At 69.9% G+C, this 21623-nt stretch carries 12 protein-coding genes, 1 tRNA gene and 1 pseudogene; 2 read left to right on the top strand and 12 right to left on the bottom strand.

The window, feature by feature from the left end; all coding sequences use genetic code 11:
* Nucleotides 1–15: 15 nt before the first annotated feature.
* From OG485_RS24045 to OG485_RS24035, 3 genes are all read right to left on the bottom strand, one after another.
* Complete coding sequence (locus OG485_RS24045) at nt 16–4254, bottom strand: AfsR/SARP family transcriptional regulator (protein WP_328670640.1); 4239 nt, start codon at nt 4252–4254, stop codon at nt 16–18.
* Between the two features lie 463 nt (nt 4255–4717).
* The gene (locus tag OG485_RS24040) at nt 4718–5632 is read right to left on the bottom strand and encodes a glycosyltransferase family 2 protein (RefSeq protein WP_328670639.1); all 915 of its coding nucleotides are present in this window, start codon (nt 5630–5632) and stop codon (nt 4718–4720) included.
* Nucleotides 5633–5745: 113 nt separating this feature from the next.
* Complete coding sequence (locus OG485_RS24035; protein WP_328670638.1) at nt 5746–6171, bottom strand: DUF3052 domain-containing protein; 426 nt, start codon at nt 6169–6171, stop codon at nt 5746–5748.
* Nucleotides 6172–6540: 369 nt separating this feature from the next.
* Here OG485_RS24035 and OG485_RS24030 point away from each other — a divergent pair, with 369 nt between their 5' ends.
* Nucleotides 6541–8103, top strand: a complete 1563-nt coding sequence (locus tag OG485_RS24030) for an APC family permease (RefSeq protein WP_328670637.1) — start codon at nt 6541–6543, stop codon at nt 8101–8103.
* A 121-nt stretch (nt 8104–8224) separates the two neighbouring features.
* Here the strand turns inward: OG485_RS24030 and OG485_RS24025 are convergent, their stop codons facing one another.
* From OG485_RS24025 to OG485_RS24000, 6 genes are all read right to left on the bottom strand, one after another.
* Nucleotides 8225–9838, bottom strand: a complete 1614-nt coding sequence (locus tag OG485_RS24025) for an MFS transporter (RefSeq protein WP_328670636.1) — start codon at nt 9836–9838, stop codon at nt 8225–8227.
* A 239-nt stretch (nt 9839–10077) separates the two neighbouring features.
* Nucleotides 10078–10569 carry a MarR family winged helix-turn-helix transcriptional regulator gene (locus OG485_RS24020; RefSeq protein WP_328449824.1) on the bottom strand — a complete coding sequence of 164 codons (492 nt, stop codon included), beginning with the start codon at nt 10567–10569 and terminating at the stop codon, nt 10078–10080.
* A gap of 676 nt (nt 10570–11245) precedes the next feature.
* A complete protein-coding gene (locus OG485_RS24015; RefSeq protein ID WP_328670635.1) occupies nt 11246–13882 on the bottom strand; it encodes a tetratricopeptide repeat protein in 2637 nt (878 codons plus the stop codon).
* Nucleotides 13883–13887: 5 nt separating this feature from the next.
* Nucleotides 13888–14337, bottom strand: coding sequence for a hypothetical protein (locus tag OG485_RS24010; protein WP_328670634.1), 450 nt, complete (start codon nt 14335–14337; stop codon nt 13888–13890).
* A gap of 1930 nt (nt 14338–16267) precedes the next feature.
* Nucleotides 16268–17074 carry a hypothetical protein gene (locus OG485_RS24005; RefSeq protein WP_328670633.1) on the bottom strand — a complete coding sequence of 269 codons (807 nt, stop codon included), beginning with the start codon at nt 17072–17074 and terminating at the stop codon, nt 16268–16270.
* A 2-nt stretch (nt 17075–17076) separates the two neighbouring features.
* Nucleotides 17077–17673 (bottom strand): sigma-70 family RNA polymerase sigma factor, encoded by a 597-nt coding sequence (locus tag OG485_RS24000; RefSeq protein WP_328670632.1) that lies wholly within the window; start codon nt 17671–17673, stop codon nt 17077–17079.
* A gap of 61 nt (nt 17674–17734) precedes the next feature.
* Here OG485_RS24000 and OG485_RS23995 point away from each other — a divergent pair.
* A pseudogene (locus OG485_RS23995) lies at nt 17735–18100 on the top strand (tyrosine-type recombinase/integrase); the annotation flags it as partial.
* 47 nt (nt 18101–18147) lie between these two features.
* On the opposite strand, the gene OG485_RS23990 reads toward OG485_RS23995, so the two are convergent.
* The 3 genes from OG485_RS23990 to OG485_RS23980 all read right to left on the bottom strand — a co-directional run bounded on the left by OG485_RS23990 (nt 18148) and on the right by OG485_RS23980 (nt 21297).
* Nucleotides 18148–18221, bottom strand: a tRNA-Thr gene (locus tag OG485_RS23990).
* A gap of 108 nt (nt 18222–18329) precedes the next feature.
* Nucleotides 18330–19916 carry an alpha/beta hydrolase gene (locus OG485_RS23985; RefSeq protein ID WP_328670631.1) on the bottom strand — a complete coding sequence of 529 codons (1587 nt, stop codon included), beginning with the start codon at nt 19914–19916 and terminating at the stop codon, nt 18330–18332.
* A gap of 175 nt (nt 19917–20091) precedes the next feature.
* Nucleotides 20092–21297 (bottom strand): DNA polymerase III subunit delta', encoded by a 1206-nt coding sequence (locus tag OG485_RS23980; protein ID WP_328670630.1) that lies wholly within the window; start codon nt 21295–21297, stop codon nt 20092–20094.
* Nucleotides 21298–21623: the final 326 nt, after the last annotated feature.

The raw sequence follows: 21623 nt of genomic DNA, 5'->3' as shown, positions 1-21623 counted from the left end.
CCGCAGTTCCGCCCGTCACCGGGCTGTCTGCCGCGCCAGCAGCTCCCGCAGTTCGCCGGTCACCGGGCTGTCCGTCTCCTCCAGGGCCTCCAAGGCCGACGTCCACTCCCGGTAGGCCGCTTCGGCGTCGCCGCGTTCCCGCAGCAGCAGGCCCGCCTGGTGACGGGCGAGGCCTCCGGTGTACCGGTCGGCACGGCGGTCGGCACGGCAGCGCAGCAGATCGCACTCGCGCGTGGCCCGTTCCCACTGGCCGACACCGCGCAGGGCCCGCACCAGGCCGAGCCTGGTCTGTGACTCGCCGTGCCAGTCACCATGGCCGCCCAGGATGCGCAGGCTCTCCTCGAAGTGCGGTACGGCGGCGGCCGGTTCGCCGAGCGTGAGGTGGGCGTAGCCGATGTTGCAGTGCGCGGAGTGCCGGATGATCACGTCCTGCACGGCGTCACCGATCGCGAGACTGCGCTTGTGGTGATCGATGGCGGCCCGCGGGTCGGTGTGCTCGTACAGGTTGCCGAGGTGGCTGTAGGTGATGGCCTCCATGTGCGGGTCGCCCAACTCCCGCGAGAACTCGAGGCTTTGCAGCAGAGCCTCGCCGGACTCGGTGTGACGGCCGAGGGATTCCAGGAGCATGCCCCGGTTGTTCAGCGCCCGCCGCTGACAGGAGCGCACCCCGAGGCGGCTCCAGATCGCGAGCGCCTCGTCGTTCAGGGTGAGGGCCTCGCCCACCCGGCCCGTCATGAAGTGCAGGCCCCCGAGGTCGCCGAGCGCGTACGCCTCGGCGGCCTCGTCGCCGAGCAGCCGCGCCGCCGCGAGCGCCGCCCGCTGAAGGACCTCCAACTCGGCGACGCGGCCACTGCGTTGGACGTACGGGTTGAGCAAGCGGGCCAGCAGGGGGAAGTACCGCGAGCCGTACGCGTGCCGCTCCGCGAGCGCGACCACGTTCGCCAGCTCCGTGTCGCCCCAGGCGAAGGCCTCCCGCCCGGAGCGGAACGGGGGCGTGGCCGCCACGTCCGCCGCGTGCCCGGCCGGCTGCGAGGGGGTCGGCCTGCCGCGGTCCTCCCTGTCGAGACCGGGTTCGAGGATCGCCTCCAGCGAGCGGGCGGCGACACCGGCGTACCAGCGCAGGGCACGCTCGGCGACGACCGCGCCATGACCGAGAGGTACGGCACCGCCGTGACCGCCCGGGAAGGCCGGACCGTCACCACCGAAACCGGCGGCGAACTCTCCGCCCCGGACGCCGACGGCCTCACCTCCAGGAGCGGCCCCGGTAGCCGCGAGGCCCGCGCCGGCACCGGCACCCGCACCGGCACCCACGGCCGCTGTCGACACTGCCGCTGCCGCTGCTGTCGCTGTCGCGACGACGCACTCCGCCGCGCCCGCGATCTCCCGGGCGAAATCCCGTACGAGATCGTGCGGCGCGTACCGCCCGTACGCGGTCTCCTCCAGGAGGGCGACATCGACGAGGCGGTCGAGCGCGGCCTCGGCGCGACGTTCGTCGGTGCCGGAGAGGCGGGCGACGAGGGCGGCTCCGTAGGCGGGCAGGTCGAGCGCGCCGATACGGCACAGCGCGAGCGCCGCGTCCCGGTCGGCCTCGCGCTCGGAGGCTCGCAGCGCGTCGTGCGCGACGGCGAGCGAACGGCGCACGCTCAGGTCGTCGTACTCCAGATGGTGCAACCGGCCTTCCGTGGCGGCCAGTTGACCGGCGAGAACGTCGGGGGTCAGGGCGCGGCGGGCGGCGAGACGGGCCGCGACGACGCGCAGGGCGAGCGGCAGCCGACCGGCGAGTTCGACGAGAGGGTGACCTCCGTCGAGTCCGTCCCGGCGGCCGGAGACCGCGCGGAGCAGGGCCGCGCTGTCCTCGTCCGTCAGGGGCGCGAGCGGGAAACGGTCGGCGCCGTCCAGCGCGGTGAGCGGCGAGCGGCTCGTCACGATCACCGCGCAGCCCGCGCCGGCCGGCAGCAGCGGCCGCACCTGGGCGGCGTGCGCCGCGTCGTCCAGCACCATCAGGGTGCGGGTGGGCGCGAGCATCGACCGGAGCAACGCCGCCGCCGCGTCGGGGTGTTCGGGGATGCGCCGGGGTTCCGCCCCCAGGTCGCGCAGGAGCGCGGCGAGCGCCTGACCGGCGGTGAGCGGGGTCATGCCGGGGGTGGCGCCGTGCAGGTTGACGTACAGCTGGCCGTCGGTGAAACGTTCCCGCAGTCCGTGCGCGACATGCAGCGCGAGCGCGCTCTTGCCGACGCCCGCCATTCCGCTGATCACCGCGACGCGGGGCAGCCCGGTGCCGGGGGCACCGCCGAAGGGGCGGCCGTACGCCGCGCCCCGCGTATCGCCTTTTGCCCGACCCGAGTTCACCCCGACGGGCGCCTGGCCGGCCGTCCCGCTGGTTGTCCCGCCGACTGTCCCCCCGGTTGGCAGGCCGGGCGCCCCGGCGATCGTCGTGGCACCGAATCCGGGTGCCATGGACGCACGGGCCGATGCACGGGCGGACGCGCCTGCGGATGCTCTCGCGGTGAGCCCGCAGTCCGGGTGCGCCGTGTCCTCCGGGTGCGTGAGACGCACGGAGTGTTCCGGGTCCAGGATCTGGAGCAGCCGGTCGCGGACGTCCTCGCGTCCGGTGAAGTGTGCTGGGGGCGGCGGGAGTTGGGCGGGGCGGGGAGGCGAGACGATGCCCTGTTCGACCCGGGCGGACTCGGCCGCGGACCCCGCCGCCCCACCGTCCACGTCCCGGCCACCGTCACCGCCGCCGTCGCGGCCGACGTTCCCGTCCCGGTCACCGACCCGGCCACCGTTCCCGAACCGGCCACCGTCGCCGTCGCCGTCGCGGCCACCGTTCCCGAACCGGCCACCATCGCCATCGCGGCCACCGTTCCCGAACCGGCCACCATCGCCATCGCGGCCACCGTTCCCGACCCGGTCACCGACGCCATCGCGGCCACCGTTCCCGACCCGGTCACCGACGCCATCGCCGTGCGGGCCAACGCTTCCGGCCCCGCCACCGACCCGGCCACCGTTCCCGACCCGACCACCGTCGCCGTCGCCGTCGCCGTCGCGGCCACCGTTCCCGAACCGGCCACCGTCACCGCCGACCCGGCCGGCATTCCCGACCCGGCCACCGTCGTCCTCACGGTCGGCGCTCCGGTCGGTGTCCCCGTCGCTGCCGCTGCCCCCGTCGGCGGCCGCGGTTCCGTCACCGTCGCTGTTCCGAGCCAGAGCCCGATCGCGATCACCGTCCCCGTCGCCGCTCCAGGCCCAATGGCCGGCCTCGTCGCCGGCCCTGCTCCGAGCCCGGTCGCCGTTGCCGTCCGCGCTCCGGTTCCGGCCCTCGTCACGGCCGTCGTACCGCCCCCGGTCGCCGTCCCTCTCCCGGCCCGCGTCCAGGCCCAGGTCACCGCCCCCGCGCCCCGCACCGCCCAGGGGTCCGCTCCCGCCCATGGCGCCGCCTCCGGCGCCGGATCCGCCCGAGGTCACGTCATCGGTGTGGACGTCACCGGGGACCCGGTCGTTGTCCCGCAGGATCTCCAGATGGGCCCTGCGCACGGCCGTTCCCGGCTCGATGCCGAGTTCGTCGAGCAGGCGGGCCCGCAGATCGCGGTGGACGGCGAGGGCCTCGGCCTGCCGTCCGGTGCGGTGCAGCACGAGCATGAGAAGCCGGTGGAACGACTCGCGGAGCGGATGCTCGGCCGTGCGGGCGGCCAGTTCCGGTGCCAGCCGGTCGAGCCGGGAGGCCGTCGGGTCGAGGCGCAGCTCCGCCTCGTACCCCCACTCCAGGACGAGCAGCCGGGCCTCCTCCAGCCGCTGGACGAAGGCGTGCCCGCCGGTCTCGGGCGGCAGGCCGCTGAGCGGGGTGCCGCGCCACAGCGCGAGCGCGGCGATGGACTCGCGCAGCGCCCGCTCCCAGTCGCGCCCGGCGTACGCGTCGCGCGCGACGGTGGCGTGCCGCTCGAAGACGCGGACGTCCAACTCGCCCTCGCCGACCCGCAGGACGTACCCCGGCGGTACCGCGCGCAGGCGTTCCGGATCATCGAGGAGACGGCGCAGCCGGGTCACATGGTTCTGGAGGGACGCCTGGGCGGAGGCGGGCGGGGTCTCGCCCCACAGCGCGTCCCTGAGCACGTCGACGGAGACGACCCGGCCCGGTTCGAGGAGCAACGCGGCCAGCAGGGCACGCATCTTCCGGCTGCCGATCGAGCCGATCTCGCCTTCGGCGCCGTACAGGACCGGCGGCCCCAGCAGCCCGAACCGCAGCCCGTTCCGCATCACGCCGCCCCATCGCCTCTCCGCCCGGCCGCACCGGCCGCGCACCACGGCGGCTTCGCGCCCTCCCAGGACGAGTTCACGCCGATCAAGTGATCGTTCCCGAGGGAACCGTTGGCCTCATGTTAGCGATCCGTTGGCGCAGGCTGATCTGATCATTCCATCGGATCTGGCCCGACGGTGCGCGCGTACTACGCGTAACTCGGGGGAGTGTCGCCGCCGCGGCCGGATCCGGGGACGTGAGAGGCCCCGGTCGTCGAGGTGATCGACCGGGGCCTCCGTCCGTATGAAATTCCCGTGCAGGTTCCGTACGGAATCCGCACGGAACCCCGTACCGAACCCCCGCACGGAACCCGTACAAGAACCCTCGTACCGCCCCCGGCGGGATTCCCCTGGAGGAATCCCACGCAGGACCGGCGTACGGGACTGGCGTACAGGACCGGCGTACGGGACCGGCGAGCCGGGTTCAGATGACCGGCGGACGCCCGAGACGGGTGAGCCGCCAGACCGTCCGCCACCGCATCGGGCGCCGCTCTCCGCCGGAACGCCGCAGCCCTTCCGCGAATCCGCCGAACCAGGCCCTCAGCCCGCCGACCGACCGCGTCCGCAGGAGCGTGAGCACGATCCAGATCCCCAGGTGCACGGGGATCAGCGCCAGGGGCAGGCGGCGGCGGGTGAGCCAGACCCGGTTGCGGGCGGTCACCCGGTAGTAGATGGCGTGCCGGGCGGGCGAGGTCTTGGGATGCTGGAGGAGCAGTCCGGGCTCGTACAGCACGGTCCAGCCGGCGTCGATCGCCCGCCAGGCCAGGTCGGTCTCCTCGTGCGCGAAGAAGAACTCGGCGGGCCAGTCCCCGGTCTCGGCGAGCATCGGCATGGACAGCGCGTGGCCGCCTCCGAGGAAGCCCGTGACCGGTCCGCCGCGCATCGGGTCCTTGGCCCCGACCCTCGGCACATGACGGCGCTGCGTCTCCCCGTGCTCGTCGGCGATGCGGAAGCCGACGATGCCGAGCCGCGGCCGGACGGCGTACAGGTCGCGCACCTTGCGCAGCACGTCGCCGTCGACGAGCAGCCCGTCGTCGTCGAGCTCGACGACGACGTCCACGTCCCCGAACTCACGGAGCCGGCTCAGGCCGACGTTCCGGCCACCGGGGCAGCCGAGGTTGTCGTCCAGTTCGACGGTGGTCACCTCGCCCGGCAGGCCGAGGCGTTCGGCGAACTCCGGCAGCGGGCAGCCGTTGCCGACGATCACGATCCGGGTGGGCGCCACGTCCTGCTTGGCCACGGAGGTGAGCAGTGCGTCGACCTCTACCGGCCGGTTGCCCATGGTGACCACGGCAACGGCGATCCGTGGCCCCTCCTCCGCCTGTGACACGACACCCACCCCATCCCGGCCGACAACTGTGCCGCGATGCTAGTCGTTCACCGGGATGACCCCTCACGTACGCCGTCAGGTCCGCCGCGCGTACATCCTGGTCTAGGCACATACGTCCGCGTTCAGGAGCGCCTGTTCTCCTTGCGGCGGACGAATTTCAGCCCCGACCAGTCCTCCCCCAGGGCCGCCACCTTCACGTCGACGACACCGAGGGGCAGGAAGAGGTCCCGCAGATCGTTCTCCGTGATGTCGCTGCGGTGACCGGCCGCGCGGCGGGGCCAGGCGATCCACAGCATGGCCTCGTCGGACAGGCCGGCGGCCAGTCCGGCCGCCTGTGCCGCGAGCCGGGCGCGCTCCCGGAAGAAGGCGACGGTGACGTCCGCCCCCTCCGGACCGCTCTCCCCGACCTCGCAGTCCTCGGGCAGCCCGGGAATCTCCCAGTCCCGCGGGCCGTGGACGAGCCGTACCCGGTGCCCCGCCTTGATACCGATCTTCCGGGCCAGCGGGGTATCCGAGTACCCGCCGCCCGCCGCGCTGGATCCCGTCATCCCCGCAGGATGACACCGCCCGGCCCGGCCGGCCCGTACACGCGCCCCTGACGTCGGCGTGCTCGACGACGGGCGAGCCGGCCATCCGGTTCCTCAGGCCCGCCCGGAACTCCCGGAACTCCCGGAACTCCTCGATCGCCGCCAGCCGGTTCTCCGTCCCGTCCGACGCGCGGGAGCGCGAAGGTGGGACAGCCGCCCCGGACGCGGCTCGACTACCGGTTGTCGGCGAGCGGGTTCATGCTGGTGGGAGCGGCCCGGTCCCCCGGACGTCCCCGGTGATCCCCGGGATACCCGAGGCTCCCCGGGCCGGGGACAGCGTGCGCCCGGTCCACCTCGGCGGGCGGGCGCCACCAGGTTCCGGAGGGCGTCATGAGCTCACCATCCGTCCCGCCGCCCGCGCCACTGCCACCGCTGGGCCCCGGGGCCACGGACAAGGGTCTCAAGGGCGGCGCCCTGGGCCTGTTCTCCAGCACGGTGATCGGACTGGCCTCCACGGCCCCCGCCTACAGCCTCGCGGCGACCCTCGGCATCATCGTCGGCATCGTGGGTTTCCAGTCGCCGATCGTGATCGTCCTCGCCTTCGTCCCGATGTTCCTGATCGCCTACGGCTACAAGGAGCTGAACCGGGCCGATCCCGACTGCGGCACCACGTTCACCTGGGCGGCCAGGGCCTTCGGCCCCCGTACCGGCTGGCTGGGCGGCTGGGGCATCGTCGCGGCCGACATCATCGTGATGGCCAACCTGGCCCAGATCGCCGGCGCGTACGGCTTCCAGCTCGTGGGCGCGGACGGGCTGGCGCAGGACACGTTCTGGGTGACCTTCGTCGGCGTGCTGTGGATCGCCGTCATGACCCTGGTCTGCTACATCGGCATCGAGCTCTCGGCCAACATCCAGAAGGCACTGCTCACCATCGAGATCGTGGTGCTGTGTCTGCTGGCGGTGACCGCGCTGGTCAAGGTGTACGGCGGCACGGCGCCGGACGTCTCCTCGGAGATCTCGTGGTCGTGGTTCAACCCCTTCGAGATCGACTCGTTCGACGACCTGACCAAGAGCATCCTCGCCGGAGTGTTCATCTACTGGGGCTGGGACACCGCGGTGTCCGTGAACGAGGAGACAGTCGACCGCGACCGCACTCCCGGCCGCGCGGCCGTCATGTCGACCGTCATCCTGCTGCTCGTCTACCTCATGGTCACCACGTCCGCGCAGGCCTTCGCGGGGGTCGGCGAACAAGGCATCGGCCTGGGCAACCCGGACAACTCCGGAGACGTCCTCTCCAGTCTCGGCGCCGAGGTCTTCGGCACCGGGGGCTGGGGCACGGTCGCCACCAAGCTCCTGATCGTGATGGTCCTGACCTCGGCGGCGGCCTCCACGCAGACGACCATCCTGCCGACCGCCCGCACCACGCTGTCCATGGCCGCGTTCAAGGCCATCCCGCAGCGCTTCTCCCGCATCCACCCCCGGTTCCTGACCCCGACCTGGTCGACCGTGGGCATGGGCATCGCCTCGATCGTCTTCTACGTCCTGCTGACCAGGGCGAGCGAGAACGTGCTGGCCGACTCCATCGGCTCGGTCGGCCTGATGATCGCCTTCTACTACGGGCTCACGGGCTTCGCCTGCGTCTGGTACTACCGCAAGGTCCTCACGCGCAGCCCGCACGACCTCTGGACGCGCGGGATCATGCCGGGCCTGGGCGGCCTGATGCTCCTCTACTTCTTCATCAACGCCTGCTTCGTGTACGCCGCCGCCGACTACGGCAGCACCTCGTGGACCCTGCCGTTCCCGCCGCACTGGCAATTCGGCGGCGTCTTCGTCACCGGCGTCGGCGCCCTTCTTCTCGGAGCCGTCCTGATGCTCCTGTACAGCGCGTTCCGCCCGTCCTACTTCCGCAAGGAGACGATCCCGGTCTCGTCCCACGACCGGGACGGCCACTGACCCGCACGTCAGGGGTGCGGGTCAGGACAGCGGTGAGCCGCCCCGGTGGCGCGGGGGAAGAAGCCACCGGGGCGGGTTCCGACGGGACGGTGGCGTCAGGCTGACCTGGAGGGACGGTGGCTCAGGCCGACGCGCCCACCGCGACGTCCGGCGAGCCGTCGGACCGCACGTCGCCGTCCTCGTCGACGTCCGGCGGAATGGTCGACAGCGCGCTGGCGTGCAGATCCTTCGTACGCAGCATCGTGAAGCCGATGACCGCGGCGATGAATCCGAGGATCGCGCTCAGGGTCATGGCGCCGTGGAAGGCGCTCATGAACGCGTCCTGCCCGGTGGCCAGCACCTTGTCGTGCAGCGGGCCCGAAGCCTTGGCGACGGCGTCGAGCGAGCCGGCGCTGATGCCGTGCGCGGCCTCCTCGGCGGCGCCGTTCCCCATCTGCCTGCCGACCGCGGAGGAGGTGAAGTCGTCGGCCACGCTGTGCTGGAAGTACGCGCCGACGGCGGCGATACCGACCGCGATACCGACCTGCTGGAAGGTCTCGTTGATGCCGGAGGCGACACCGGCCTTGGCCGGTTCCGTGACGCCGATGGCCAGCGCCGCCCTGGCCGGGTTGAAGGCGCCCATGCCGAAACCGGAGATGACCAGCGCCGGGACGAGCACGGTCCAGGACGAATCGGCCTCGGTGAGGTTCAGGAACAGGATGCCGACGGCCATGACCGCGGTCGAGCCACCCAGCAGCACCCGGAAGGGGACCTTGCCGATGAGCCCGCCGCCGAGCGCGCCGGCGACGAACATCGCGCCGGTCAGCGGCAGGAACCGCAGGCCCGTGCCCCAGGCGTCCACGTGCAGCATGTTCTCCAGGTAGCTGGTCTCGAAGAACACCGACGGCAGGGCTCCGGCGTTGCCGATCATGGCGACGAGGGAGATACCCACGAAGGTGGGGCTGCGGAAGAAGGCGAGATCGATCAGGGCCCGCTCGCCCAGCCGGCGCTCGATGACCACGAAGAGCACCAGGAAGAGGGCGCTGGCCGCGTACAGACCGAGCGTGATGCCGCTGGTCCAGCCCTCCACGGGGCCGCGGATGGTGGCGAAGACCAGTGCCCCGAGCGCGATGCTGAAGGTGGCGAGACCGATCCAGTCGGTCGGGTGGGCCCGCTTGTTGAGCGACTCACGCACGCGCAGCGCACCGACGAGGAGGGCGAGCGCGCCGACCGGCACGTTGATGTAGAAGATCCAGCGCCAGGACAGCGCGTTGATCAGCGAGCCGCCGATGAGCGGGCCGGTGGCGACGGCGAGACCGACGGCGGCGCCGAACGCGGTGAAGGCGGTCGCCCTCTCCTTGCCGTGGAACTCGTGACTGAGCATCGCCGGACCGACCGCGAACATGATGGCGGCGCCGACACCCTGGATGGCGCGGAACCAGCTCAACTGCCCGGATCCGTCGGCCAGGCCGCAGGCCAGCGAGGCGACGGTGAAGATGGCGAAGCCGACCTGGAAGACCTTCTTGCGGCCGATCCGGTCGGCGAGCGAACCCGCCGCCACCAGGAAGATCGCCAGCGTCAGGGCGTAGGCGTCGAACACCCACTGCAGGTCGGCGAAGCTGCCGCCCAGGGACCGGTGGATCTGCGGGAGCGCGATGGAGACCACGCTCAGATCGAGCATCAGCATGAACGAGCCCAACGCGACGATCCCGAGTGTCCACCACCTAGTGGGCGACGGAGCGCGTTCTGCGGACATGCGAGAACCTTCCAATCGACTGGATCTTTAGATGATAGAAATCTAGATGATTGGAAAGTCATGCGTCAACGTTCGTGACGTTCGGTAGCGACCGGCGAGTCGGCCGGACCGGCGACCCGCCCTTCACCGGAACGCGGCCACCCGGAGCGACAGCCACCGGGAACGACAGCCACCGCGAACGACAGAAGCCCGCGGCACCGTTGACACGGCACCGCGGGCTTCTGGATGGGAAGCGGGCGTCAGTCGGAACAGACGGAGGCGGGCCAGCGGCCCGCCATCAGGACGCCGAGCATCCTGCGCAACGCGTCGCGCTCGTCCTCCGCGAGTGCGCCGAAGAACGCCGACTCGACCTCCGTGGCCACCCGGTCCGCCGTCGCGAGCGCCGCACGGCCGGAGTCCGTGAGGATCAGGTTGTAGCGCCGCCGGTCCGCCGGATTGCGCCGGCGCTCGACATGCCCGTTGCGCTCCATCTCGTCGATCACCGTCACGACCGTGGTCGGATCGAGATTGAGCAGCCGGCTCAGGTCCTGCTGCGAGAGCTCGGGCCCGCCCGCCAGGGCGGCCAGCACGAAGAAGTCACGGATGCGCATACCGACCCCGGCCAGCGCCTTCTCCACATCCTCCACCAGCACCAGCCCCGCCTTGTGCAGCAGGTAGCCGGGCCGCTCGGCGATGAGGAAGTCCTTGCGGGGGGACGCCCCGTGCTGCTCGGCGTTACCGCTGCGCACCATGAGCCGACTCCTTAGATCGTGGCAGTCTCCACCATCGAAGATACAACGGTTCCCCCGGCGGGAAACCCCTCCCCCTGGCGGGATCGCCTCGACCACGACCCCCGCTCCGCAACGGTGGCCACCCCGCAGCAGACTTTGGACCGAGGGGAATTCACTCGTCCCCCTGTCACGGCAGACGCGTTGAAACCTGCGGCACACCCGGATCAGTCCGACGCGCTACGTCAAGAGCCGCTCGCATCTCGGGAAGGACCCGCGCCGCACGGGGGTCACCTTCATGCCCGCGCCCCGGAGCTTGCGCGGAGCGAGTGGCTGATACTGGACCGGAGACCAGAGACCGACGACCATCGCACGGCGCCGCCGTCACACTCGACAAAAAAGCAAAAGCCCCAGGTCACGGCGAGTGAGTCCTGAGGCTTCTGCAGAGCCGCCTTCGGGATTCGAACCCGAGACCTACGCATTACGAGCTGTCCGATCTTGTTCCACCGGATTCCAGGGGAGTCCGCTCATCGGTTCGCGCCGCAGGTCAGGCCGTGTGGCGGACGTTCACGGACGAGCGCGCACCGCACCGGATTGAGCAGCAATGGAGACTAGAACTGAGACTGCGGGTACCAGCATGCCGCCAGACCACAACGGACGAGTGCCCTGGTGAGGTCAGCGCCAACGAGGCGAGCGGCGCTCAGCACCGCCTCAGCCAGCGCTCGTTGTGCGTAACTGCCCAGGCAGCCAGCGCCGCACCTTCGCGGTGGCGGTCACCCAGCTCACGAAAGACGGTGACGGCCCGGGCGTAGGCGTCGATAGCCTCCTCGAACCGCCGCACCTCCAGCAGAGCGGTGCCGAGGTTGCTCAGCGCCTGGCCTTCGCGGTTGCGGTCACCCATGTCACGGAAGGCGGTGCCGGCGCGGGTGTGAGCGTCGATGGCCTCGTCGAACCGCCGCACTTCCTGCAGAACGGCGCCGAGGTTGTTCAGCGCCGCGCCTTCGCCATGACGGTCACCCAGCTCACGACAGATGGCCAGATCCTGGGTGTGGACATCGATGGCCTCCTCGAACCGCCGCACCTGCCGCAGGGCGGTGCCGAGGTTGTTGAGCGCAGTGCCTTCGCGGTGGCAGTCGCCCATGTCACGGAAGGCGGTGCCGGCACGGGTGTGAGCGTCGATGGCCTCGTCGAACCGCCGCACTTCCTGCAGAACGGCGCCGAGGTTGTTCAGCGCCGCGCCTTCGCCATGACGGTCACCCAGCTCACGACAGATGGCCAGATCCTGGGTGTGGACATCGATGGCCTCCTCGAACCGCCGCATCTCCGACAGGGCGAGGCCGCGGTTGCTCAACGCCGCGCCTTCGCGGTGGCGGTCACCCAGCTCACGGAAGGCGGTGGCTGCCCGGGCGTGAGCGTCGATTGCCTCCTCCAACCGCCCCACCTCCAGCAGGGCGAGGCCGAGGTTGGTCAGCGCAGTGCCTTCGCTGTGGCGGTCACCCAGCTCACGAAAGACGGTGACGGCCGGGGTGTAGGCGTCGATTGCCTCCTCGAACCGCCGCACCTCCAACAGGGCAGTGCCGAGGTTGGTCAACGCCGCACCTTCGCCATGGCGGTCACCCAGCTCACGAAAGACGGTGACGGCCCGGGTGTGAGCGTCGATTGCCTCCTCGAACCGCCGCACCTCCAACAGGGCAGTGCCGAGGTTGGTCAACGCTCCGCCTTCGCTGTGGCGGTCACCCAGCTCACGGCAGATGGTGGCTGCCCGGGTGTGAGCGTCGATTGCCTCCTCGAACCGCCGCACCTGCAGCAGGGCGGTGCCGAGGTTGGTCAGCGCTCCGCCTTCGCTGTGGCGGTCACCCAGCTCACGAAAGACGACCAGGGCGGTAGTGGTGAGAGTGATCCAGTCGTCGAAGTAGCGGCGGTGGTTGAGGTATCGGGCGAGGCCGATGGCGAGAGAGGTCGCGGTGGCGGGGTGACCGAGGGCTGGCGCGATGGTGGCGGTGCTGACCAGGTTGGCGTGTTCGGCGTCCAGCCATTGCAGGGCAGCGGCACGGTTTGGGAAGTGGGAGGCGCGGGGGCCCGGGAGGGTGTCCAGGTGGGCGTTGGCGGCTCGGGTGATGCCCTGATAGTGGGTGAACAGGCGAGTACGAGCGCTGTCGCGTTGGTCGCCGGTGGCGTGGGTATGGCCGTGTTCGTCGGCGTAGAGGCGAACCAGGTCGTGCATGCGCCAGCGGCCCCAGGCCGGGGCGGGCTCGATCAGATGTGCTTCGGCGAGGCGCTGCAGGAGTTCCTCGGCCTCGTCGGGGCTGGTGGCGGCGAGATGGGCGGTGGCGTCGGTGGACAGATCCGGGCCTGGGTTGAGGGGCAGTAGGCGAAACAGCCGGGCCTGGTTGGGGGTGAGGTACTGGTAGGACAGGTCAAAGGCGCCGCGCACCGCGCGATCGGGGCGGGCGAGCTTGTCCAGCCGGGCGTGTTTGGCTTGTAGCGCAGTGGCCAGGGACGCGGCAGGCCGGGTGGGAGCGGCGGCCAAGATGGCCGCGGCGATGCGCAGTGCGAGCGGCAGGCCCGCGCACAGTCGGGCGATCGTGGCGGCCGCTTCGGCATCGTCGGTGAAGCGGGTGTCGTGGTGGCCGCGGGCATGGCGCAGGGCTTGGTCAAGCACGGCGGTGGAGGCGGTTTCGTCGAGGGTGTCGAGGTCGTGGAGGCGGGCGTCGAGGCCGTCGAGGGTATGGCGGGAGGTCACGAGGGCGGCGGTGGTGCCGTCGGTGGGCAGCAGCGGGCCAGCCTGGCCGGTGGTGGAGGCGTTGTCGATGACCACGAGGATGCGCCGGTTCTCGCGGGCGTAGGCGGCCAGCACGCTGCGGTACAGCCGTTGCCGGTCCTCTAGGCCGTTGGGGATGTGCTCGCCGGGAATGGTCAGGGCGCGCAGCAGTCCTTCCAGGGCCCGTTCCGGGGAGAGGCGGCGTTCGGGGTCGTAGCCGGCGAGGTCGGTGAACAGCAGGCCGCCGGGGAACCAGTCCGGTTGTTTCAGGGCCTGGGCGCCGGTCTGGACGGCGAGTTCGGTCTTGCCGATGCCGGCCAGTCCCGACACCGCGCTCACCAGCACCGTGCGCTGCTCGCCCGCGCCGTCGATGGCGGGGTTCAGGTCTGCCAGCAGTTGCTCGACGTGCTGGTCCCGGCCGGTGAAGGCGGAGGCCGGGGCGGGAAGCCCGGACAGTGCCGGGGTGATGGTCGGCGGCAGCTGCACGGTGATGTCCCGGCCCTGGACGACCGCGTGGAAGGAGATCCCGCCGGTGATCGTGTTGCTGGTCGCGCCGCGGGCGCGGTCGTCGCTCACGCTGGTCACCGCGCGGAGTCGGATGCGCTGTCGCCCGGAGCGCCGAGGGAGGACGGGGGCGGGGTGGTGAAGGTCAGGTTGGAGAAGTCCCGGCCCTGGAGGACCGGCCCGTTCTGGGTACCGCCACTGATGGTGCTCGTCACCGCCCCGTCCCCGGTGCGCACCAGTTTGGCCTGCTCCTGCCAGGCCGCAAGATGGGTGCGGAAGTCCTCATCCACCGCGGCCCGCACCGCCAGCGCCGTGCTCAGCGCCTGCGCCCGCCCCTGATCGCCTGAATCTGCGGCAAGGAGCACCAGTTCCGCCTCCCCGGAACTAACCACCGGGGCCTGCCCGCCGCCATCCCGGCCAAACGGGCGCCGCACCAGCGCACTCAGCCCCGCCCAGACCTGCCGACCAACCTCCCCACCGGCCCCGCCAGCCAGAGCCGCCAGCAGCCCCACCGATACCGGATCCATCCCCCACCATCCTCGCCTTGCGCAATCAGACACTTGCATTCAGTGACGAACGGAAGGGGTAGACGGTTCCCATCCCACGCCACGCAACCCGCCCCTCCGGGCCACGATCGACGCCCGCCACAACCGACCTAACTGGCCAGCGCAGGAGAGAGCCGCCGCTACCACTTCCCTCACCGGCCGGTAGGCGCGCTTCTCGGCCTCCCCACTGACACCCGCAGAACTCTCGCAAAGGGGCTAGCTGAAGGCGCTCCAGCAGGCGGCTTGTGCGCGGCGCCAACGCCGGATCAGCCGCACAAAAGAGCCCAGCTCAGACAATGTCAGATATGGGCTTCAACCGAGCCGCCTTCGGGATTCGAACCCAAGACCCTCGCATTACAAGCTGTCCGGGCTTGTTCCACAGCGATCCAAGGACGTCCAGCAGTCAGCTCACCTTGCAGGTCAGGCGAAATGTCGGACGTTCGTGGACGGGTACAGATGACGCCGGATTCCCCAGCAATCGAGACTAGAACTGAGACTGACCCCAACCATCCGACTTCCCCACCCACTGATCCGTAGGTGGGTGTGCCGATATCCCTCAGACGGGCGGTGGGTCTGCACGTCCTGCCGGGATCGGCAAGCAGTTCCGAGATCAGACGCCCCCGCGAGATGCAAACTGCGATTCCCGCGTGGGCTCAACTTGAGAATGCGGTCGCACTGAGGTGTCACTAGGTCCGACCGTCCCAAGTAATCGCGTCTACCTGCATCGAGGCGTCGCCCACGCTCAGCACTCTAATGTACAAGACTGAACCGCCAGGCGTTATAGCGCAGTACGCGTCGCCACGACGCGATGTCTGCCCCTGCATCACTTCTTCTAGGGAGAGTGAATTGACTCCGGTTGAATTAATGCAATCGTCGCGACTGGGAACCCTTTCCGCCTCCCAGCGCCCCACCGAGGGGGTACTCCAAACGATTGCTCCATAAGTCATGGGCGATAGAATCAAAGTTCCATCGGAGCCGCCAACGGAAGGAGGAACGCTGTCGAAGTTGGCGATTTGATTTGTGATTCTCATCTTCCCCTTCCACAGCAGGTGACCATCCCGACGGGATTCAGATCTCTCATGCGTGGGACCTGAATTACCGCCTCCTGCGGCCGGATGACTGCCCGAGGCCACGCCAGGAGCGGAACCACTATTTCCCCCATTATTCTGACAGAGTGAACCCACGCTACAGGTGTTACTTGTGCTATTGCTAGTGCATGCAGACGCGGCAAGCGACAACATGAAAGCCATGCCTACGAAATGGAGTCGCTGAGCACGACGCCCCCCGTTCACCACGAATCACCTGACCTCACCCTGACAACGGAAAGTAACACAACCACCTAGCGGGACTTATTTCCGTTTCCATTTCCATTGATGCACGTACTGCCGTGGCAGTTATTTACATTCTCGTCTCCGCTATTAGCGATGTTGACGAGCAACCCGATAAGAGCTGCGATGATCATCGCAGCTCCGCCGATTAGAGCCGCCTGGATGGCCCTGTCTCTCCTTGCCGGCATGCCTCACCTCCACGTAGATCACTCCTCTTGATACCGGAATCGCCCGTGCGGCAAGCCCACACTCTCGCGTTCGTGCTGAACCGTTACAGACCTCCAAAGAAAAACGGGCATGACGTCCCAATGGGATATTTTTCGATTTCCACCGCCGAGTTTCGAAACATAGATGGTTAAGACGAAAGCGCCCCTACCGACCTGCGGGGGCTGGCAGGGGCGCTGCGCCAATCAGGCTCGAATCCTCCAACCAGTTCGAGTACGGCTGTGATCTGGACGAGGAGGGCCGCCTCGGGGTTACCGACCCGGATGACGGTGGCGATGCTCACCAGTACGCCCGCGCAGCGAGAGCGACACCTGCGCGCGTCCCGTACCAGACTGGGAACAGTCGCTGACCTAATGCGATCACCAGTGACAAAAGGCGACGGACGCGTCGTCGCCCGACTTGTAGCGTGGCCACCGTTGCCCCGTGGGGTCCGTGGCCTCGACTTTCCGGACGGTGTCGATCAGCTCTTGCGGTCCCCCGAAGCGGAGCATCGTGAAGACTTCGGACCACGTCGTCATGGTGTACTCGGTGACGAGACGTGACACACCGTCAGATAGGACCGCTGCGGCCTGCACGTCCTCGAAGGGAGTGCTGCCCACCAGTGCGTGATCCGCCGCTTCCGGGCCGGCTGCGGCCACCCAGTAGCCGGTTGGCGTGTTGCGGATTTGCCGCTGGTCTGCAATGAGCCGGCGCAGGGCCTCTTTGTGCTCGGCCGTATGTGTCTCGTGCTGCTTGACCTCGGCCCGCAGCTCGGGGAGGACTTCGTCCACCCGTAGGTCAGTGATCACGTTGAAGTCCTGGCGGCCTTCGAGAACGACCGGTGAGTCCGCCAGGACGAGGTGATCCAGGACCCCGTCCCGTTGCCGAAAGGCCGCGACTGTTGCCGAGGGCGTCCCTGGGTGGCCCAAGTCGCATCCAGGGTGCAGCGCCGCCACTCGTTCGAGCGCACCCGCCAGGCCGGCTGCGAGCGAGCAACCCGGGTCCGCCAATGCGGCGACAAGCTGACTGCCGAGGTGGGCCACGTACCACGGGACGCCATGACGGCATCCCGTGTCCAGGCCCGCCGTGCTGAGCCCGTCCAGCACGACGGCGAGAGTCGGCGTGGCTGCCACCCAGTCTTCGTTGGGGGCGGCTCCACCGGGTTGGGTGTCAATGGCGACGCGCATCCTCAGCCTTCGTGTCTGTACAGCGGGGTGACGCGTCGACTCTCCAGCACTTCGAGCGTCTTCGGGTCGTAACGGCACGAAATCAAGGTGGAGAAGCGGCGCGTGCGGACGTCTCGGTACAGCTCGGCCAGGTTGTTCTCCAGGTAGTGGACGACTCCGCTCGCCCCGATGGCATGGATGCCGACGATGTAAAGGAATGTCCCCTTACTGTCCGGACGGGGGAGTCTCCCCAGGTAACCGATGTCGCCGGCCGACCCGTCTTCGTCGAAGGGCGACCGGTACTTCTTCCCGGCCACCTGATCGACCAGGTGCCACGCCGTGTCCTTCTCAAACCGAAGACTGTCATCCCCTTCGAGGACCTGCGCCACGATCGGTGAGCGGCGAGGACCGCAGATGACGACGTGGTTGTCCCGGTTGAGATTGACGATTCCGGTCGGCGGAATGACCTCGTACTGCGCGTCAAGCTTCATGCCGATGACCAGCTTGCGCAGGTGTTCGAAGTTGTTCAGGTCTTCCCGAGTGACGACCTCGCTGGGGTGCTGATCGGGCCCCTTGCCTCCTTCGTACATACCGGCAACCGACACCGTGACCATGTCCATGCCGAAGAACGCACGCTCCGGCGGGGGGCCCGCAGAGGCGAGCTGACCGGCACGCCCACGGTTCACGCGACCCGACGGACGCCCCATCGACCCCCGCGACGACTGGGAGGAGTTCAAGGAGCTACTGGCGGAGGCGGGCATCGGAGACCGACGTCTCTACGACGGAAGCCGCCATACAGCGGGCACGATCCTGAACGAGTTGGGGGTGGACATGCCGACCATCATGGAGATCCTGCGGCACACCCAGATCAGTCAGACGCGCCGCTACGTCAAGGGCCGTTCGCATCTCTCGAAGGACGCCATGCGCCGCATGGGAGACGCCTTCCTGCCCTCACCGGAACCTGCCCCTGAGTCCGCAACTGAGACTAGGACTGAGACTGGAGGCCGTCGCGCGGCTCGCGCCCGCGCCCGCCGTCGCATCCGGTAAAAGCAAAAGCCCCAGGTCACGGCGAGTGAGTCCTGAGGCTTCCACAGAGCCGCCTTCGGGATTCGAACCCGAGACCTACGCATTACGAGTGCGTTGCTCTGGCCATCTGAGCTAAGGCGGCGCGCTGTCCACACCTATGGTGCGATCAGCAACGTCGGTAAGTCTACACAGTTTCCCCGAGTGCTCCGTACACGCCCCGGGGTGGGCCCTCCGCACCTGCCCGGCAGGGCTATGAGCAGCGCTTTCCCTTCTCTGGAGGGGTGCCCTGGAGGAGGTAACGGTTGATCGTGGAGTCGATGCAGGTGCTGCCGCGCCCATAGGCGGTGTGACCGTCACCGACGTAGGTCAGGAGCGTTCCGGAGGAGAGCTGGGAGGCCAGGGACTGCGCCCAGGGGTACGGGGTCGCCGGGTCCCGGGTGGTGCCGACGACGAGGATCGGCGCCGCGCCCTTCGCCTCGATGCGGTGAGGCTCGCCGGTGTTCCTGACCGGCCAGTACGCGCAGTTCAGCGAGGCCCAGGCCAGGCCCTCGCCGAAGACGGGGGACGCCTTCTCGAAGGAGGGGAGCGACTGCTCCACCTGGTCCGGGCCCGAGAAGGCGGGCGGCAGGTCGAGGCAGTTCACGGCGGCGTTGGCGGACATCAGGTTCGCGTACTGACCGTCGGCGTCCCGCTCGTAGTAGCTGTCGGAGAGGGCGAGCAGACCCGCGCCGTCGTTGTTCTTCATGGCGGAGGTGAGCGCGTCACGCAGCTGCGGCCAGGCCGTCTCGTCGTACATCGCCGCGATCACCCCGGTCGTCGCGAGCGCCTCTCCGAGCTTCCGGCCGTCCGGGTCGCCCGTCGGGATGGGCTCCTTGTCCAACTGCCGGAAGAACGCCTTCAGGTTCCTGCCCACCTCGTCCGGGCTCGTGCCCGCGTCGCCGAGGGGGCAGTCGCTCTGCCGCACACAGTCCTTCGCGAAGGACTGGAACGCCGTCTCGAACCCCGCCGTCTGCTCCTCGTTGAGCTTGCGCGCGTTCAGTGACGGGTCCAGCGCGCCGTCCAGCACCAGCCGGCCCACCCGGTCCGGGTAGAGGCCCGCGTACGTCGCTCCCAGGAACGTCCCGTACGACGCCCCCACATACGTCAGCTTCTCGTCGCCCAGCACGGCCCGCAGGATGTCCATGTCACGGGCCGCCTCGACCGTGGAGACATGCCGGAGCAGATCGGGCGAGTGCGCGCCGCAGCCCTCGGCGAACTTCTTGAACGCCCCGACGAGCCGGCCCGTCTCCCGGCTGTCGTCCGGCGTGGTGTCCGTCTGTGTGAACGCGTCCATCGCGCGGCCGTTGAGGCATTCGACCGGTTCGCTGCGGGCCACTCCCCGCGGGTCGACCGCGACCATGTCGTAGCGGGCACGGACGTCCGCCGGATAGCCGATCCCGGCGTACGACTGGAGATAGCCGACCGCCGAACCGCCCGGCCCTCCCGGATTGACCAGCAGCGAACCGAGCCGCTTGCCCGGACCTGTGGCCTTCTTGCGGGAAACCGCCAGCCTGACGTCGCCCGAGCCGGGCTTCGCGTAGTCGAGCGGCGCCTTCATCGTGGCGCACTCGAAGCCGGGGACACCGCAGCTGCGCCAGTTCAGCTTCTGCTCGTAGTACGGCGCCAGTGCCGAGGGTGTGGCGCGCGGCAGCACGGTGAGCACCGTCTCGGTCGTCGCGGCCGTCGTCGTGGAACTTTCCGAGGAGGAGCAGGCGGAGATGAGCAGCGCCGCGGCGGCCAGCAGCACGCCGCTCGCACGGAGGGGTCGGGTCGGCCGTGTGGTGCGCCTCATGTGCATCTCGCGAGCGTAACCTTGCGCGATCAATTGATCACCTTCAGTCCCGGAAGCGGCTCGTACGAGTGACCGGGTCAACCGCCCACCCGCCAGATCACCCCGGACGGGTACCGCGGACAGGTCGCCCCGAACGAGTCCTCCCGGTCGGGTCGCCCCCGACAGGGCGGGCAGGAGGGGGTCAGCCCGCGCGGAGTGCCATCGTCATCGCCTCCACCGCCAGCAGCGGAGCCACGTTGCGGTCGAGTGCCTTACGGCACGCGGCGATCGCGTCGATACGGCGCAGGGTCGACTCCGGCGAACTGCCGCGGGCCAGCCGTTCCAGCGTGTCCTCGGCCTCCGCGTTGGCGATGGCCAGACGGGATCCGAGCTGAAGGGCGAGCACATCGCGGTAGAAGCCGGTGAGGTCGATCAGCGCCAGATCCAGGCTGTCCCGCTGCGTCCGCGTTCTTCGGCGCTTCTGCCGGTCCTCCAGATCCTTCATGACGCCCGCCGTGCCCCGTGGCATCCGGCCGCCCTGCACCGCGCCGAGCGCCGCCTTCAGCTCGTCCGTCTCCTTGACGTCGACCTCCTCGGCGAGCTGCTTCGCGTCCTCGGAAGCCGTGTCGATCAGCTCCTGGGCCGCCTTGAGGCAGCCGCCGATGTCGTCGATCCGCAGCGGGAGCTTGAGGACGGCGGCCCGGCGCTGACGGGCGCTCGGGTCCGTCGCGAGGCGGCGGGCCCGCCCGATGTGGCCCTGCGTCGCGCGCGCGGCGGCCGCCGCGACGTCGGGCTCGATGCCGTCACGGCGGATGAGGATGTCGGCCACGGCGTCGACCGGCGGAGTGCGCAGCGTGAGCAGCCGGCAGCGGGATCGGATGGTGGGCAGTACGTCCTCGATGGACGGCGCGCACAGGAGCCAGACCGTACGGGGGGCGGGTTCCTCGACGGCCTTGAGAAGGACGTTGCCCGCGCCCTCCGTGAGACGGTCCGCGTCCTCCAGGACGATGACCTGCCAGCGGCCGCCCGCGGGGGACAGCTGGGCGCGGCGGACCAGGTCGCGGGTCTCCTTGACACCGATGGAGAGCAGGTCGGTGCGGACGATCTGCACGTCGGCGTGGGTGCCGACCAGGCTCGTATGACAGCCGTCGCAGAACCCGCAGCCGGGGATTCCGCCGAGCGCGCGGTCGGGGCTCACGCACTGCAACGCGGCCGCGAAAGCGCGGGCGGCCGTGGAGCGGCCCGATCCGGGCGGACCCGTGAACAGCCAGGCGTGCGTCATCTTGGACGCCTCGGGAGGCGGGGTCTTCGCGGCGACCGCCGTGACGAGGGTGTCGGCGTCCCGGGCAGCGGCGGCGAGCTGTTCGCTCACCTTCTCCTGGCCCACCAGGTCGTCCCACACAGGCATGGGCTCCGCCTTTCCGTCGCACTTTGTCTCGTGTCGTCCATTGTGCGGGTCGCCACTGACAACCGGGGCACACCCGCCCGTGCACCGGCTCGGGACCGAACGCCGACCGCCGTGCGCCGGGGTCGCACCGTCCCGGTGGGCCGCGAGCCGCGACCCACCGGACACCGACCCACCGGACACCGGCAGACGGCCCCGAGCCCAGCCATCGGCCGTCACCCATCAGCTGCCAGGCGCCGGGCGCCAGCCGTCAGCATGCGCCGCCGGCTCCGCGTTCCCCGCGTCACCGCCGCCCTACCGCTCTACCGCCTGCCAGGCCGTAGCCCCCG

It is taken from the genome of Streptomyces sp. NBC_00328, from assembly GCF_036139655.1.
GTDB lineage: Bacteria > Actinomycetota > Actinomycetes > Streptomycetales > Streptomycetaceae > Streptomyces.
Note: the sequence above shows the minus strand (reverse complement) of the source record. Positions and strands in the feature narration are given on the sequence as shown.